The following is a 15,415-nucleotide window of genomic DNA, read 5'->3' on the forward strand; positions in this document are numbered from 1 at the left end:
ATGGGACTTTTTTTCTATACAAAAATAGGCTCCATAATATCTATAGAGGATTTACCCACTACAAATATTATAGAGCCAGACTTTCTTGCCTCTTTTAAACAAGAAGCGGTTTCGGCTTTTCGGGTCAACCCCTTAAAAGAAAGTCAGTTATTGTTTGCAGATGCCATTCCAAATACACTTTGGGGGTATTATGGTAAGGTTTCTGGGAAATCTCCAGAGCATGTGACCGGTTTCGTTTATTCGCAAGAGCCTGCAGCCCAAATGGTGGCCCAGGTAGCTCAACCAATTCCTGGCATGAAGGTCTTGGACTTGGCGGCGGCTCCAGGTGGAAAATCCACTCAACTAGCAGCCTATCTGGCTAATCAAGGAGTCCTTGTTTCCAACGAAATCTCAAGCAAGCGTGCTAAAATTTTAGTGGAAAATATGGAGCGATTTGGAGCTACAAACGTTGTTGTGACTAATGAATCTGCTGACCGATTGGCCAAGGTTTTTAAAGGTTACTTTGATGTGATTGTCCTTGATGCACCTTGCTCGGGTGAAGGGATGTTTCGTAAGCAGCCCGATGCCATGGATTATTGGAGCCTCGATTATCCGAGCCAATGCGCTAGTCTCCAAAGAGAAATTTTAGAAGATGCAGTGACCATGCTTGCTGAGGGTGGCCGTCTGGTCTACTCGACCTGTACTTGGGCACCTGAGGAAAACGAAGAAATCGTCCACTGGTTGCTGGATACTTATGATTTTGAATTGCTTCCAGTCGAGCATGTGAATGGTATGGTAGCAGGAATTGATCTTCCTGAAACGTCTCGAATGTACCCTCATCATTTCAAGGGAGAAGGCCAGTTTGTTGCCCACCTGCAGTTTAAGGGACAAAATCCAGCACCTAAATTCAAAGCTAGCAAGAGCAATCACAGTCGGGAACAGCTGGTCTTGTGGCAAGAATTTGCCCAAAAACACTTGCGAGTCAATCTAACTGGTATCTTGCAGACTTTTGGAGACCAACTTTATCTCTTGCCCGAGATGCTACCTGATCTAGGGAAACTCAAAATTGCCCGAAATGGACTCCATCTGGGTACTTTTAAAAAGAAACGCTTCGAACCAAGCTTTGCTCTCGGATTAGCCTTGAAACCAAGTCAAGTAAAACAAAGTGTCGAAATCAATGATGAGGACTTTGTAAAATATGTGGCTGGTGAGACTGTTCAATTGTATGAAGCTCGACCAAATGGCTGGTACCAAGTTGTGGTTCAAGGAAACGGACTAGGCTTTGCCAAGGTAACGGGTAATGTTTTGAAAAATTATTATCCAAAAGGGCTTAGATTCAGGTGAAAAAGCTAGTCAAAGAGCCTATTCTATGTTATAGTGGAAGTATGAGTTTTTTCTGATAGTCTTTCATTATTGCTTATATTATACGATGGAATTGTCCGCTCCTAAGAATGACTAGATAAAATAAAGCGGGACAATCATTGATGATGATTGGATGATCAGGACAAACGGAAGAAATCAGAACATTTATCATTATGTTCAAGGAGAATAACAGTGAAAAAAAGAAAAAAGCTCGTTCTATCTCTTGCGATACTTTTGCTTGCAGGTTCTCTAGCGGGATGTGCAAGCTGGATTGATCGTGGAGAAACCATGACAGCTGTCGGTTCAACTGCCCTTCAGCCTCTGGTCGAAGCAGCATCAGACGAATTTGGTTCAAAAAATATCGGAAAAACAGTCAACGTTCAAGGTGGAGGTTCGGGAACAGGACTCTCCCAGGTGCAGTCTGGAGCTGTAGATATTGGTAATTCTGACGTTTTTGCTGAGGAAAAAGATGGTATTGACGCTTCGGCGCTTGTGGATCATAAGGTTGCAGTAGCTGGTCTTGCAGTGATTGTGAACAAAGAAGTGGCTGTTGAAAATCTGACAATTGAGCAACTTCGTAAAATCTTTACTGGTGAAGTGACTAACTGGAGAGAGGTTGGTGGTAAAGACTTAGCTATTTCGATCATCAACCGTGCAGCAAGTTCGGGTTCACGAGCAACCTTTGACAATGTCGTAATGAATGGTCAGGCGGCTATGCAGAGCCAAGAACAGGATTCTAATGGGATGGTCAAATCGATTGTCTCCCAAACCCCTGGAGCCATTTCTTACCTAGCCTTTGCCTATGTGGATGACTCGGTCAAAACCATGAAGCTCAATGGCTATGAACCAACAACTGAAAATGTAACGACAAACAACTGGCCTTTGTGGTCTTATGAACATATGTACACACTTGGTCAGCCGAATGAGTTAGCTGCTGAATTCCTGAATTTCGTCCTCTCAGATGAAGCCCAAAATGGAATTGTTAAGGGCATGGGCTATATCTCCATCAATGAGATGAAAGTCCAAAAGGATGCTTCAGGCACAGTTACAGCAGTAGAAGGAGGTCAATAATGAATCAAGAAGAATTATCTAAAAAATTACTCTCTCCTTCAAAGAACTCTCGCCTTGAGAAGTTCGGTAAAGGTTTGACCTTCACCTGCCTTTCTTTGATTGTTATCATTGTGGCGATGATTTTGATTTTTGTAGCCCAAAAAGGCTTGTCGACCTTCTTTGTCAATGGAGTGAACATTTTTGATTTCCTCTTTGGACAAACTTGGAATCCTTCAGGGAAACAATTTGGTGCCCTTCCGATGATTTTGGGCTCCTTTATTGTGACGATTTTATCAGCCCTCATCGCAACTCCCTTCGCTATTGGTGCTGCAGTCTTTATGACAGAAGTCTCACCAAAGGGTGCAAAAATTTTGCAACCAGCCATTGAACTCCTCGTCGGTATTCCTTCAGTAGTCTATGGATTTATCGGTTTGCAAGTTGTGGTGCCTTTTGTCCGTGGCGTCTTTGGTGGAACTGGTTTTGGGATCTTGTCAGGGATTTTCGTTCTCTTTGTCATGATCCTACCAACTGTAACCTTTATGACAACAGACAGCTTGCGTGCTGTTCCTCGTCATTACCGTGAAGCTAGTTTAGCTATGGGAGCCACTCGTTGGCAAACCATCTGGCGTGTGACCTTGAAAGCAGCACGTTCAGGTATTTTCACTGCAGTGGTCTTTGGGATGGCGCGTGCCTTCGGTGAAGCCCTTGCTATTCAGATGGTTGTCGGAAACTCAGCAGTTATCCCAACCTCGTTAACAACACCAGCTGCGACCTTGACATCTGTATTGACTATGGGTATAGGAAATACCGTCATGGGAACGGTTGATAATAACGTTCTCTGGTCACTGGCCTTGGTATTGCTCTTGATGAGTTTGGCCTTTAACAGTGTGATTAAATTGATTACGAAAGAAAGAGGAAAGAAAAACTATGCACGCTAAGAAATTAGATAAACTTGCAACAGCTGTCCTCTATACCATCGCGGGTATCATCGTTGCCATCTTGGCATCCTTGATTCTCTATATCTTGGTGAGAGGGTTACCGCATATCTCTTGGTCTTTCTTGACGGGGAAATCCTCCTCTTATCAAGCAGGTGGGGGTATCGGGATTCAGCTCTACAATTCCTTCTTCCTTTTGGTCATTACCTTGATCATTTCTGTTCCGCTATCTATGGGTGCTGGTGTTTTCCTCGCTGAGTATGCCAAAAAAGGACCTGTGACTAATTTTATTCGTACCTGTATTGAGATTTTGTCTTCTCTACCATCAGTCGTTGTGGGTCTCTTTGGTTACTTGATCTTTGTAGTCCAGTTTGAGTATGGATTTTCAATCATTTCAGGTGCCTTGGCCTTGACAGTCTTTAACCTTCCTCAGATGACTCGAAATGTTGAGGACAGTTTAAAACACGTTCACCATACACAACGTGAGGCTGGTCTGGCCCTTGGAATTTCTCGTTGGGAGACTGTGGTCCATGTCGTCATTCCAGAAGCCCTTCCAGGTATCGTAACGGGTGTTGTCTTGGCATCTGGCCGTATCTTTGGTGAGGCCGCCGCTCTTATCTATACGGCAGGACAATCCGCTCCAGCCCTTGACTGGTCTAACTGGAATGTCCTCAGTGTTACCAGCCCTATCTCAATCTTCCGACAAGCAGAAACCCTAGCTGTCCACATCTGGAAGGTCAACAGTGAAGGAACCATTCCTGATGCTACCATTGTATCTGCTGGTTCTGCCGCCGTGCTCCTCATCTTTATCTTGATTTTTAACTTTGGAGCTCGCAAACTCGGAAGCTATTTACACAAGAAATTAACCGCTGCCTAAAGGAGAAGCCATGTCAAAATATAACTGGGATGAAAAGCATATCATCACTTTCCCTGAAGAAAAAGTGGCCCTCTCTACTAAGGATTTACATGTTTACTATGGTAAAAATGAATCCATCAAGGGCATCGATATGCAATTTGAAAAAAATAAAATTACAGCCTTGATTGGTCCTTCTGGATCTGGGAAATCTACCTATCTTCGCAGTCTCAATCGGATGAATGATACCATTGATATTGCCAAGGTCACAGGTCAAATCCTCTACCGAGGGATTGACGTCAACCGTCCAGAAATCAATGTCTATGAGATGCGCAAGCATATCGGAATGGTCTTCCAACGTCCAAATCCATTTGCTAAGTCTATCTATCGCAACATCACTTTTGCTCATGAACGTGCAGGTGTTAAGGACAAGAAAGTACTTGATGAAATTGTAGAAACCTCTCTAAGACAGGCTGCCCTTTGGGATCAGGTCAAAGATGACCTTCACAAATCAGCCTTGATGCTTTCTGGAGGTCAGCAGCAACGTCTCTGTATCGCTCGTGCCATCTCTGTCAAGCCAGATATCCTCTTGATGGATGAACCTGCTTCAGCCTTGGATCCGATTGCGACAGCCCAGCTGGAAGAAACCATGTTGGAATTGAAGAAGGACTTTACCATCATCATCGTTACCCACAGTATGCAACAGGCTGCGCGTGCAAGTGACTACACAGGATTTTTCTACTTGGGTGATTTGATTGAGTACGATAAGACATCCAATATTTTCCAAAATGCTAAGTTACAGTCAACCAATGACTATGTAACGGGACACTTTGGTTAGAAAGGAAACGGTATGTCAGAAGCGATTTTACAGGTGTCAGACCTGTCCGTTTATTACAATAAAAAGAAGGCCTTGAATAGTGTTTCCCTTTCTTTCCAACCTAAGGAAATAACGGCCTTGATTGGTCCTTCTGGATCAGGAAAGTCCACCCTGCTCAAAGCCATCAACCGCATGGGCGATCTAAATCCTGAGGTGACAACAACTGGATCAGTGGTCTATAATGGTCACAATATCTACAGCCCCCGTACCGATACGGTTGAATTGCGTAAGGAAATTGGTATGGTCTTTCAACAGCCCAATCCCTTCCCTATGTCTATCTACGAAAATGTTGTCTATGGCCTACGTATCAATGGGGTTAAGGATAAACATGTTTTGGATGAAGCAGTAGAAAAAGCCTTGCAACGTGCTTCTATCTGGGATGAAGTAAAGGATCGTTTGCATGATTCGGCCATTGGTCTCTCTGGTGGACAACAACAACGTGTTTGTGTTGCTCGTGTCCTAGCAACCAGTCCCAAAATTATCCTCTTAGATGAACCAACTTCAGCTTTGGATCCTATTTCTGCAGGTAAGATTGAGGAAACCTTGTATGGTCTGAAAGATAAATACACCATGCTCTTGGTAACGCGTTCGATGCAACAAGCCTCACGTATCTCTGATAAAACAGGATTTTTCCTAGATGGGGATTTGATCGAGTTTAATGATACGAAGAAGATGTTCCTAGACCCACAAAACAAGGAAACAGAAGATTATATTACAGGAAAATTTGGATAAGGAGTTGAATGATGTTACGATCTCAATTTGAAGAAGATTTGGAGAAATTGCACAACCAGTTCTATGCTATGGGACAAGAAGTGCTCTCGCAGATCAATCGTACAGTGCGTGCCTTTGTTACGCATGACCGTGATTTGGCAAAAGAAGTCATCGAAGACGATGCAGAAGTAAATGAATATGAAGTGAAGCTGGAAAAAAAATCATTTGAAATGATTGCCCTCCAACAACCTGTTTCGCAAGACCTTCGTACCGTCTTGACCGTTCTCAAGGCAGTGTCAGACGTGGAACGCATGGGAGATCATGCAGTGTCTATCGCTGAAGCGACCATTCGTATGAAGGGGGAGCAACGTATCCCTTCTGTTGAAGAAGAAATCAAAAAGATGGGACGCGACGTGAAAAATTTCGTCGAAGCAGCCCTAGATCTCTATCTCAACGGTTCTGTGGATCAAGCCTACGAAGTAGCGGCGATGGATGAAAAAATCAACCATTACTTTGATAGCATCCGAGATTTGGCAACAGAAGAAATTAGGAAAAATCCTGAAGCTATAGTTACAGGCCGTGATTACTTCCAAGTCATTTCTTTCTTGGAACGTATCGGAGACTACGCAAAGAATATCTGTGAATGGGTTGTTTACTTTGAAACAGGTAAGATTGTCGAATTATAAGAAACGGTTTAAATATACAGAAGAAAAGGCTGATTAAAATAAATCAGTCTTCTTTTTTATGAAAAGAATTGTTTTACAATCAAAATCTCTAAAAGGGTTGACAACTATTTTTAAAAGAGTTATAATTATTCAGAATTAACAGAAAGGTCGTTTATTTATGAAATTTAAGAAATGGATATTAGTTGTGTGTAGCATGCTTGCTAGCGTGATTTTAGTAGCTTGCCAGTCAGGAACGGATAGCTCCCAGTCTGCTGTGGACGCTATCAAACAAAAAGGAAAGCTAGTCGTTGCGACCAGCCCAGACTATGCACCATTTGAATTCCAATCCTTGGTAGATGGTAAAAACCAAGTGGTTGGGGCAGATATTGATATGGCTCAAGCGATTGCGGATGAGCTTGGGGTTAAACTTGAAATCTCTAGCATGAGTTTTGACAATGTTTTGACCAGCCTTCAAACTGGAAAGGCTGACTTAGCCATTGCAGGAATTAGTGCCACAGATGAGAGAAAGGAAGTCTTTGACTTTTCAATCCCTTACTATGAAAACAAGATGAGTTTCTTGGTTAGAAAAGCCGATTTAGATAAGTACAAGGATCTTTCAAGCCTTGCAAGTGCCAATATCGCAGCTCAAAAGGGAACCGTTCCAGAAACTATGGTGAAGGAACAATTGCCAAATGCCCAATTGACATCCTTGACCAATATGGGGGAAGCAGTTAATGAATTGCAGGCTGGAAAAGTGGATGCTGTTCATATGGATGAACCAGTTGCTCTTAGCTACGCAGGTAAAAACTCAGATCTTGCCGTTGCGACAGCCACTTTGACGATGAAAGATGGCGAAGCCAATGCTGTTGCTATTAAGAAGAATCAATCAGACTTGAAAGCAGTAGTCGATAAGGTTATCCAAAAACTGAAAGATGACGGAACCTATCAAACTTATCTTGAAAAAGCAGCGAAACTAACAGAAGTTGAACAATAAGAAAAAGCAGAGTTGGACTTTAATCCAATTCTGCTTTTATGTATTCTAATAACTCTTCTAGATTTTCGAGAGAGACTTTGGCAAACTGATAAGGACAGGCGTCCAAATAAGCCTTCTCAAAAAAGTCTAGTTTGAGTGAGCTGTGTTTTAAACTGGTGATTTTAGGATAGTCTCTCAAATCAAGCAAAAGACCATCATGTAGAGGATAGTAAGGCAAGGGACAGGTGCTTTTTTCAAGTAGCTCCTTCATCCGAGTCTGATAGTTCTCTTGAAGGGTAAGACGGGCCAGTCGATTTTTTTCAAATAGCTGGCTATCGATGTAAAGAGAGAGAGCCTTTTGCATGATGAGATTGCTGTCATAGTCTAGGATATTTTTGTAGGAAACAAAGGCCTTTTTTAGGGCATTTGGGAGAATGAGAGCGGTAATACGAAGGGCTGGAAAGAGGCTGGTTGAGAAGGACTTGATATAAATGACCCGATCCTCAGTGTCCAGATAGTGGAAGGTCTGCCCTTTTTTAGGGTCTAAATCTCCTAGATAGTCATCCTCTACGATGTAAACACCATACTGGTTTGCTAGATCTAGAATAGCCCTTTTTTCCTGATCAGAATAGGAATGACCTAGGGGATAGTGGAAGCGAGGAATGGTATAGAAAAACTTGATTTTTCCAGATTTAAACTGTTCTTCCAGTTCTTCAAGGTTAATGCCATCAATTCGGCGTTCAATGGTCTGGTAGGCTAATCCCTGAGCGACCAAGAGGCGGTTCATCCGGTGGTAAGTCGGCTGTTCAACCAAAATCTCAGCTCCCTCGCTCGGAAAGTTAATCTGAGAAAGGATAAAGAGAGCTTGCTGGGTGCCAGAAGTTAGAACCAGTTGGTCGGGTTTGCAGTAGAGGGCTTGGTCAAAGAGGAGTTGATGGACAGATTGTCTGAGTTCCTCAAGGCCTTCTTGGTTATCATAGTAGTTGAAGAGGTAGTTTTCTCGGCCTATCAGGGTTTCGTTGACGCAGAGTCGGAAGTCGTCATAGGCACTAGCATGCTCGTCAGTGACTTCAATTTCCAAGTCTTGGTGCTGTCCTTGTTCTAGAACATAGTAGCCACTTTGGGGTTTGGCATAGAGGTATTGTTCATGGCGTAATTCCAGCAGGGCTCGTTGGATAGTGTCCTTGCTACAGTGAAAGTCTTGGCTCAGTTGACGGATAGAGGGAAGCCGGCTACCTGTTGGAAATTTTCCTGATTCGATACCTTTTTTGAGAAAGGAAACGACTGCTTGGTATTTACTTTCTTTCTTCATTCCAGACCTCCCTTGATTTTGTTACATTGTACCTTTTTTTTGCTTCCTTTGCAATGGGAAAAGTATTTCTCCCTTTCACAACTAGGAGCAAATGTGGTATACTTAGAAAGTATGATGATTCATTGAAAAGAAGTTAAGAAAGAGAATGGATAGAAAAGTGCAGGAACCGGTTAAATTATTTCAATACAATACTCTAGGTGCCCTAATGGCAGGTCTCTATGGTGGAACCATGACAGTGGGAGAATTACTGGAACATGGTGACCTCGGTTTGGGAACCCTTGATTCGATTGATGGGGAGTTGATTGTCCTTGATGGCAAGGCTTATCAAGCCAAGGGGTCTGGTCAAACGCCTGAAATCGTCGAGGTGGCAGCGGATGCTCTTATTCCCTATGCAGCAGTGGTCCCTCATCAGGCAGAAGTGATTTTTCGTCAGCGCTTTGAGATGACAGATAAGGAATTGGAAAAACGAATTGAGTCCTACTATGATGGGGAGAATCTCTTTCGTTCCATCAAGATTCATGGGGAATTTGCCTACATGCATGTACGGATGATTCCCAAATCAACAACAGACACTAAGTTTGCTGATGTAGCGACTCACCAACCTGAATATAGCCGTGAAAATGTATCGGGAACCATCGTTGGTTTTTGGACGCCAGAGATTTTCCATGGTGTCAGTGTGGCGGGTTACCATTTGCACTTTATCTCGGATGATTTGACTTTTGGTGGACATGTGATGGACTTTGTTATCAAGGAAGGCATGATCGAGGTGGGAGCTGTTGATCAATTGGACCAACGTTTTCCAGTCCAAGATCGCCAGTATTTATTTGCGAAATTTAATGTTGACGAAATGAAGAAAGACATTGACAAGTCAGAATAGGAGAAAAAAATGACACTACATATTATCCTTACTATGATCGCTTTGGTTTTAGTCCTAGTGGGTGGGACTTGGTACGCCAAAAAACGCTTTAAGATTTCTCTTGCAGTGATGGGCTTGGGGGCAATCGCATTTTTTGTTTCTTCTCAAGTGTTAGAGAAGATGGTTCATCTTCTGGTACTCCATCCGCAAAAAGATGGAGCCATTCCGCTCATGCAGGAGCAGCCTTTCTTATACGTCCTTTATGGAATCGCTATGGCAGCCCTCTTTGAGGAAACAGCTCGTCTTGTCTTTTTTAAATGGTTGGAGAAAAAGAGAAAGTTGGAAGATAGAGATGCTTTGGCTTATGGTTTGGGACATGGGGGCTTGGAAATGCTCTATCTCGGAATGGGAAGCTTGATCAGTCTTTTGATTCTCTTTTCACTCATCCAGTCTTCAAATACTGATGTAGCCAATCTCCTTCCAAAGTCTACACTCGAAACGGTTCAGTCTCTTTCTGTATGGCAGGTTTATCTACTAGGGGTTGAGCGTGTGCTTGCTCTGGTTCTCCAAATTAGCCTTACTGTCTGGGTCTATCAAAGTGTCCGTCAAAAGAAATGGATCTATCTCATTGCTGCCTATGGCTTGCATGCTTTGTTTGACTTGGCTCCAGCCTTATCTCAAGTGGGATGGATTACAAATCCACTTTTAGTTGAGTTCATCCTTCTCGCAGAACTTATAGCTCTTGTCTGGCTAACAAAATCTACATTTTGGAAAAAATCATAAAAAGAGGGTGACCTCTTTTTTTATGTGAAGATTGGATACAGAAATTTCCAGTCGTCAAAAATCTTTAAAAATGGTATAATGAAATCACTTTACAAAAGGATGAGAGATATGACATTAGTAACTAGAATACAAGAACAATTAGAAGGAATTGATATTCGTTTTAAGGAACCATTGAAGCTCTATACCTACACTAAGGTAGGGGGACGAGCGGATTATCTGGTTTTGCCACGGAATCGCTATGAGATGGCGCGTGTCGTTCAATTTGCCAATCAGGAGAGTATTCCTTGGATGGTGCTTGGGAATGCCAGCAATATCATTGTTCGTGAAGGTGGAATCCGTGGTTTTGTCATCTTGTGTGATAAGCTTAATAACGTTTCAGTTGATGGCTATACCATCGAAGCAGAAGCTGGAGCGAACTTGATTGAAACAACACGTATTGCCCTCCGTCATAGTTTGACTGGTTTTGAGTTTGCTTGTGGGATTCCTGGAAGTATCGGTGGAGCTGTCTTTATGAATGCAGGTGCCTATGGAGGAGAGATTGCCCATATCTTGCAGTCTTGTCAAATTTTGACCAAGGAAGGGGAAATCAAGACCTTATCTGCCAAGGATTTGGCTTTTGGTTACCGCCATTCAGCTATTCAGGATTCTGGGGCTGTTGTTTTGTCAGCTAAATTTGCCCTATCTCCAGGGAATCATCAGGTTATCAAGCAAGAGATGGACCGCTTGACGCACCTACGTGAACTCAAACAACCTCTAGAATATCCATCATGTGGGTCAGTCTTTAAGCGTCCAGTTGGGCATTTTGCAGGACAGTTGATTTCAGAGGCTGGCTTGAAGGGCTATCGTATCGGTGGTGTGGAAGTATCTGAAAAGCATGCCGGTTTTATGATTAATGTTGCTGACGGAACGGCCAAAGACTATGAAGATTTGATCCAATCTGTTATCGAAAAAGTCAAGGAACACTCAGGTGTCACCCTTGAGAGAGAAGTCCGAATCTTGGGTGAGAAGGAATAAGATTGGGGTAGAAAAGTTGCTACTATAACCATTGTAAAGGGGGTGAAAGCCTATCGTTAGTGAAGATGTATGTAGGCAGTTCAATCTCCTACACGAGGTAGTAGCGGCCTGACAGAGCCCGGATCTGTTAATTTATGAAAAAGAAGGAATTTATGACAATTGAAAAAACCAATTATTGAATTCAAAAACGTCTCTAAAGTTTTTGAAGACAGCAACACCAAGGTTCTCAAAGACATTAACTTTGAGTTGGAAGAAGGGAAATTTTACACTCTTTTGGGCGCATCTGGTTCAGGAAAATCAACCATCCTGAACATCATTGCAGGTTTACTGGATGCGACGACAGGGGATATTTTACTGGATGGGGTGCGGATCAACGACATTCCAACCAATAAACGTGATGTTCATACGGTCTTCCAATCCTATGCCTTGTTTCCACATATGAATGTGTTTGAAAATGTTGCCTTTCCGCTCCGCTTGCGTAAAATCGATAAGAAAGAAATCGAACAACGCGTAGCGGAAGTTCTCAAGATGGTTCAGTTGGAAGGTTACGAGAAGCGTTCGATTCGTAAACTCTCTGGAGGACAACGTCAGCGTGTGGCCATTGCCCGTGCCATTATCAACCAGCCCCGTGTGGTCTTGTTGGATGAGCCCTTGTCAGCGCTGGATTTGAAATTGCGAACAGACATGCAGTACGAACTGCGTGAACTGCAACAACGATTGGGGATTACCTTTGTCTTTGTCACTCACGATCAGGAGGAAGCCCTTGCCATGAGTGACTGGATTTTCGTTATGAACGATGGCGAGATTGTTCAGTCTGGAACACCAGTGGACATCTACGATGAGCCAATCAACCACTTTGTTGCCACCTTTATCGGCGAGTCCAACATCTTGCCAGGAACCATGATTGAAGACTATTTAGTTGAGTTTAACGGCAAACGCTTTGAAGCGGTTGATGGAGGGATGAAGCCAAATGAGCCTGTTGAGGTCGTTATTCGTCCAGAGGACTTGCGCATTACCCTTCCTGAAGAAGGCAAGCTCCAAGTTAAGGTTGATACCCAGCTTTTCCGTGGGGTTCACTACGAGATTATCGCCTATGACGAGCTCGGAAACGAATGGATGATTCACTCGACCCGTAAGGCCATTGTGGGTGAGGAAATCGGTCTGGACTTTGAACCAGAAGATATCCACATCATGCGTCTCAACGAAACCGAAGAAGAGTTCGATGCTCGTATCGAAGAATACGTAGAAATCGAAGAGCAAGAAGCAGGTCTGATTAACGCGATCGAGGAGGAAAGAGATGAAGAAAACAACCTCTAAACTCTTTGTAGTACCCTACATGCTTTGGATTGCCCTCTTTGTTCTCGCACCCTTGGTCCTGATTTTTGGACAATCCTTTTTCAACATTGAAGGGCAGTTTAGTTTAGAAAACTATAAATCCTACTTTGCGTCACAAAACTTGACCTACCTCAAAATGAGCTTCAACTCTGTGCTTTATGCAGGGATTGTAACCTTGGTAACACTGCTCATCAGTTATCCGACAGCCCTCTTTTTGACCCGTCTTAAGCACCGTCAACTCTGGCTCATGCTGATTATCCTGCCAACCTGGATCAATCTGCTCCTAAAGGCTTATGCCTTTATTGGGATTTTTGGTCAAAATGGCTCTATTAATCAATTTTTGGAATTCATCGGAATCGGTTCGCAGCAGTTGCTCTTTACTGATTTCTCCTTCATCTTTGTCGCAAGCTACATCGAGCTTCCCTTTATGATTTTGCCGATTTTCAATGTCTTGGATGATATGGATAACAATCTCATCAATGCCAGCTACGACCTCGGTGCGACCAAGTGGGAAACTTTCCGCCATGTTATCTTCCCTCTGTCTATGAACGGGGTGAGAAGTGGGGTTCAGTCTGTCTTTATCCCTAGTTTGAGTCTCTTCATGTTGACACGTTTGATCGGTGGGAACCGCGTTATCACGCTGGGAACGGCCATTGAGCAGAACTTCCTGACCAATGACAACTACGGTATGGGTTCTACCATCGGGGTGATCCTTATCCTGACCATGTTCATCACCATGTGGGTGACCAAGGAAAGGAGAGAACGATGAAAAAATTTGCCAATCTCTACCTAGCCTTTGTCTTTATCATCCTTTATTTGCCAATTTTTTACTTGATTGGCTATGCATTTAATGCTGGCGATGATATGAACAGCTTTACAGGCTTTAGCTTGAGCCATTTTAAAACCATGTTTGGTGATGGTCGCCTCATGTTGATCCTCACCCAAACCTTTTTCTTGGCCTTTCTATCAGCCTTGATTGCGACCATTATCGGGACTTTTGGTGCTATCTATATCTACCAGTCTCGTAAGAAATACCAAGAAGCCTTTTTATCACTCAATAATATCCTGATGGTTGCGCCTGACGTTATGATTGGTGCTAGCTTCTTAATTCTCTTTACCCAGCTTAAGTTTTCACTTGGCTTTTTGACGGTTTTATCTAGTCACGTGGCCTTTTCCATCCCTATCGTGGTCTTGATGGTCTTGCCTCGCCTCAAGGAGATGAATGATGACATGATTCATGCGGCCTATGACTTGGGAGCCAGCCAGTTTCAGATGTTTAAGGAAATCATGCTTCCTTACCTGACTCCGTCTATCATTGCAGGTTATTTCATGGCCTTCACCTATTCGCTGGATGATTTTGCCGTGACCTTCTTTGTGACGGGAAATGGCTTTTCAACCCTATCAGTTGAGATTTACTCTCGTGCTCGTAAGGGGATTTCTCTAGAAATCAATGCCCTGTCTGCCCTTGTCTTTCTCTTTAGTATTATCCTGGTTGTTGGCTATTACTTTATCTCACGTGAGAAGGAGGAGCAAGCATGAAAAAACTCTATTCATTTTTAGCAGGAATTGTAGCGATTATCCTTGTCTTGTGGGGAATTGCGACTCATATAGATAGTAAAATCAATAGCCGAGACAGTCAGAAATTGGTTATCTACAACTGGGGGGACTATATCGATCCAGAACTCTTGGAGAAATTCACAGAAGAAACAGGCATACAAGTACAGTACGAGACCTTTGATTCTAACGAAGCCATGTATACCAAGATCAAGCAGGGTGGAACAACCTATGATATTGCCATCCCAAGTGAATACATGATCAACAAGATGAAGGACGAAGACCTCTTAGTTCCGCTTGATTATTCAAAAATTGAAGGAATCGAAAATATCGGACCTGAGTTCCTCAACCAGTCTTTTGACCCGGGCAACAAATTCTCCATCCCATACTTCTGGGGGACCTTGGGAATTGTTTACAATGAAACCATGATAGATGAGGCGCCCGAGCATTGGGATGACCTCTGGAAACCAGAATACAAGGATTCCATTATGCTCTTTGATGGGGCGCGTGAGGTACTGGGACTAGGGCTTAACTCACTTGGTTACAGTCTCAACTCCAAGGATCCTCAGCAGTTGGAAGAGACAGTGGATAAGCTCTACAAATTGACTCCAAATATCAAGGCCATTGTGGCAGACGAGATGAAGGGTTACATGATTCAGAATAATGCTGCTATTGGTGTGACCTTTTCCGGGGAGGCCAGCCAGATGTTGGAGAAAAATCCTAACCTCAAGTATGTCGTTCCGACTGAGGCCAGCAATCTCTGGTTTGATAACATGGTCATTCCAAAAACTGTGAAAAACCAGGATGCTGCCTATGCCTTTATCAATTTTATGTTGAAACCCGAAAATGCTCTGAAAAATGCTGAGTATGTGGGCTACTCAACACCAAACCTGCCAGCCAAGGAAATGCTCCCAGAGGAGACTCGTGAGGACAAATCCTTCTATCCAGACGCTGATACCATGAAACACCTAGAAGTTTATGAAAAGTTTGACCATAAATGGACAGGAAAATATAGCGACCTCTTCCTACAGTTTAAAATGTATCGGAAGTAGTAGTTAGCAGTTATGAAACGAATCAGTTAAGCTGGTTCGTTTTCTTAATAGAAGTTAACTTTTACAGCCTTATCTTTTTCTATTCTAGTTGCTTATTTCATTGC

At 43.1% G+C, this 15,415-nt stretch carries 16 protein-coding genes; 15 read left to right on the forward strand and 1 reads right to left on the reverse strand.

What is annotated here, in order from left to right:
* The 8 genes from ACIY19_RS05855 to ACIY19_RS05890 all read left to right on the forward strand — a co-directional run bounded on the left by ACIY19_RS05855 (window position 1) and on the right by ACIY19_RS05890 (window position 7,426).
* Window positions 1-1,323, forward strand: coding sequence for an RsmF rRNA methyltransferase first C-terminal domain-containing protein (locus ACIY19_RS05855; protein WP_409002935.1), 1,323 nt, complete (start codon window positions 1-3; stop codon window positions 1,321-1,323).
* A gap of 210 nt (window positions 1,324-1,533) precedes the next feature.
* Complete coding sequence (locus ACIY19_RS05860) at window positions 1,534-2,412, forward strand: phosphate ABC transporter substrate-binding protein PstS (RefSeq protein WP_268703583.1); 879 nt, start codon at window positions 1,534-1,536, stop codon at window positions 2,410-2,412.
* The gene (gene pstC / locus ACIY19_RS05865) at window positions 2,412-3,329 is read left to right on the forward strand and encodes a phosphate ABC transporter permease subunit PstC (RefSeq protein WP_001070948.1); all 918 of its coding nucleotides are present in this window, start codon (window positions 2,412-2,414) and stop codon (window positions 3,327-3,329) included. Before ACIY19_RS05860 ends, pstC begins: the two co-directional genes overlap by 1 nt.
* Window positions 3,319-4,203, forward strand: coding sequence for a phosphate ABC transporter permease PstA (gene pstA / locus ACIY19_RS05870; RefSeq protein WP_000543051.1), 885 nt, complete (start codon window positions 3,319-3,321; stop codon window positions 4,201-4,203). Before pstC ends, pstA begins: the two co-directional genes overlap by 11 nt.
* Before the next feature lie 10 nt (window positions 4,204-4,213).
* On the forward strand, window positions 4,214-5,017 hold the full coding sequence (gene pstB, locus ACIY19_RS05875; RefSeq protein WP_000049851.1) for a phosphate ABC transporter ATP-binding protein PstB: 804 nt from the start codon (window positions 4,214-4,216) through the stop codon (window positions 5,015-5,017).
* Between the two features lie 12 nt (window positions 5,018-5,029).
* Window positions 5,030-5,788, forward strand: a complete 759-nt coding sequence (pstB, locus tag ACIY19_RS05880) for a phosphate ABC transporter ATP-binding protein PstB (RefSeq protein ID WP_001287327.1) — start codon at window positions 5,030-5,032, stop codon at window positions 5,786-5,788.
* A gap of 11 nt (window positions 5,789-5,799) precedes the next feature.
* Window positions 5,800-6,453, forward strand: coding sequence for a phosphate signaling complex protein PhoU (gene phoU, locus ACIY19_RS05885; RefSeq protein WP_000946469.1), 654 nt, complete (start codon window positions 5,800-5,802; stop codon window positions 6,451-6,453).
* 157 nt (window positions 6,454-6,610) lie between these two features.
* Complete coding sequence (locus ACIY19_RS05890; RefSeq protein ID WP_268698133.1) at window positions 6,611-7,426, forward strand: ABC transporter substrate-binding protein; 816 nt, start codon at window positions 6,611-6,613, stop codon at window positions 7,424-7,426.
* A gap of 19 nt (window positions 7,427-7,445) precedes the next feature.
* Here the strand turns inward: ACIY19_RS05890 and ACIY19_RS05895 are convergent, their stop codons facing one another.
* Window positions 7,446-8,717 (reverse strand): PLP-dependent aminotransferase family protein, encoded by a 1,272-nt coding sequence (locus ACIY19_RS05895; RefSeq protein ID WP_268698134.1) that lies wholly within the window; start codon window positions 8,715-8,717, stop codon window positions 7,446-7,448.
* Window positions 8,718-8,862: 145 nt separating this feature from the next.
* Between ACIY19_RS05895 and budA the strand changes: the two genes are divergently transcribed.
* The 7 genes from budA to ACIY19_RS05930 all read left to right on the forward strand — a co-directional run bounded on the left by budA (window position 8,863) and on the right by ACIY19_RS05930 (window position 15,311).
* Entirely contained in the window at window positions 8,863-9,594 is a 732-nt protein-coding gene (gene budA / locus ACIY19_RS05900; protein ID WP_084872032.1) for an acetolactate decarboxylase, read from the forward strand.
* A 9-nt stretch (window positions 9,595-9,603) separates the two neighbouring features.
* Complete coding sequence (locus ACIY19_RS05905) at window positions 9,604-10,356, forward strand: YhfC family intramembrane metalloprotease (protein ID WP_084872034.1); 753 nt, start codon at window positions 9,604-9,606, stop codon at window positions 10,354-10,356.
* 108 nt (window positions 10,357-10,464) lie between these two features.
* Window positions 10,465-11,370: a UDP-N-acetylmuramate dehydrogenase gene (gene murB / locus ACIY19_RS05910; protein ID WP_409002936.1), complete on the forward strand. Its 906-nt coding sequence runs from the start codon at window positions 10,465-10,467 to the stop codon at window positions 11,368-11,370.
* 159 nt (window positions 11,371-11,529) lie between these two features.
* Complete coding sequence (locus ACIY19_RS05915) at window positions 11,530-12,687, forward strand: ABC transporter ATP-binding protein (protein WP_000742901.1); 1,158 nt, start codon at window positions 11,530-11,532, stop codon at window positions 12,685-12,687.
* Window positions 12,668-13,474: an ABC transporter permease gene (locus ACIY19_RS05920; RefSeq protein ID WP_000754114.1), complete on the forward strand. Its 807-nt coding sequence runs from the start codon at window positions 12,668-12,670 to the stop codon at window positions 13,472-13,474. The genes ACIY19_RS05915 and ACIY19_RS05920 overlap by 20 nt, the downstream gene beginning before the upstream one ends.
* The gene (locus ACIY19_RS05925; RefSeq protein ID WP_000712716.1) at window positions 13,471-14,244 is read left to right on the forward strand and encodes an ABC transporter permease; all 774 of its coding nucleotides are present in this window, start codon (window positions 13,471-13,473) and stop codon (window positions 14,242-14,244) included. The genes ACIY19_RS05920 and ACIY19_RS05925 overlap by 4 nt, the downstream gene beginning before the upstream one ends.
* Window positions 14,241-15,311 carry an ABC transporter substrate-binding protein gene (locus ACIY19_RS05930; RefSeq protein ID WP_213988065.1) on the forward strand — a complete coding sequence of 357 codons (1,071 nt, stop codon included), beginning with the start codon at window positions 14,241-14,243 and terminating at the stop codon, window positions 15,309-15,311. Before ACIY19_RS05925 ends, ACIY19_RS05930 begins: the two co-directional genes overlap by 4 nt.
* Window positions 15,312-15,415 lie beyond the last annotated feature (104 nt).

Source organism: Streptococcus sp. ST14, assembly GCF_046098195.1.
Classification (GTDB): Bacteria; Bacillota; Bacilli; order Lactobacillales; family Streptococcaceae; genus Streptococcus.

Coding starts and splice junctions, on each gene's coding strand:
- ACIY19_RS05855 (WP_409002935.1), top strand. CDS start 1: ATGGGACTTTTTTTCTATACAAAAATAGGCTCCATAATATCTATAGAG.
- pstC (WP_001070948.1), top strand. CDS start 2,412: ATGAATCAAGAAGAATTATCTAAAAAATTACTCTCTCCTTCAAAGAAC.
- pstA (WP_000543051.1), top strand. CDS start 3,319: ATGCACGCTAAGAAATTAGATAAACTTGCAACAGCTGTCCTCTATACC.
- pstB (WP_000049851.1), top strand. CDS start 4,214: ATGTCAAAATATAACTGGGATGAAAAGCATATCATCACTTTCCCTGAA.
- pstB (WP_001287327.1), top strand. CDS start 5,030: ATGTCAGAAGCGATTTTACAGGTGTCAGACCTGTCCGTTTATTACAAT.
- phoU (WP_000946469.1), top strand. CDS start 5,800: ATGTTACGATCTCAATTTGAAGAAGATTTGGAGAAATTGCACAACCAG.
- ACIY19_RS05890 (WP_268698133.1), top strand. CDS start 6,611: ATGAAATTTAAGAAATGGATATTAGTTGTGTGTAGCATGCTTGCTAGC.
- ACIY19_RS05895 (WP_268698134.1), bottom strand. CDS start 8,717: ATGAAGAAAGAAAGTAAATACCAAGCAGTCGTTTCCTTTCTCAAAAAA.
- budA (WP_084872032.1), top strand. CDS start 8,863: ATGGATAGAAAAGTGCAGGAACCGGTTAAATTATTTCAATACAATACT.
- ACIY19_RS05905 (WP_084872034.1), top strand. CDS start 9,604: ATGACACTACATATTATCCTTACTATGATCGCTTTGGTTTTAGTCCTA.
- murB (WP_409002936.1), top strand. CDS start 10,465: ATGACATTAGTAACTAGAATACAAGAACAATTAGAAGGAATTGATATT.
- ACIY19_RS05920 (WP_000754114.1), top strand. CDS start 12,668: ATGAAGAAAACAACCTCTAAACTCTTTGTAGTACCCTACATGCTTTGG.
- ACIY19_RS05925 (WP_000712716.1), top strand. CDS start 13,471: ATGAAAAAATTTGCCAATCTCTACCTAGCCTTTGTCTTTATCATCCTT.
- ACIY19_RS05930 (WP_213988065.1), top strand. CDS start 14,241: ATGAAAAAACTCTATTCATTTTTAGCAGGAATTGTAGCGATTATCCTT.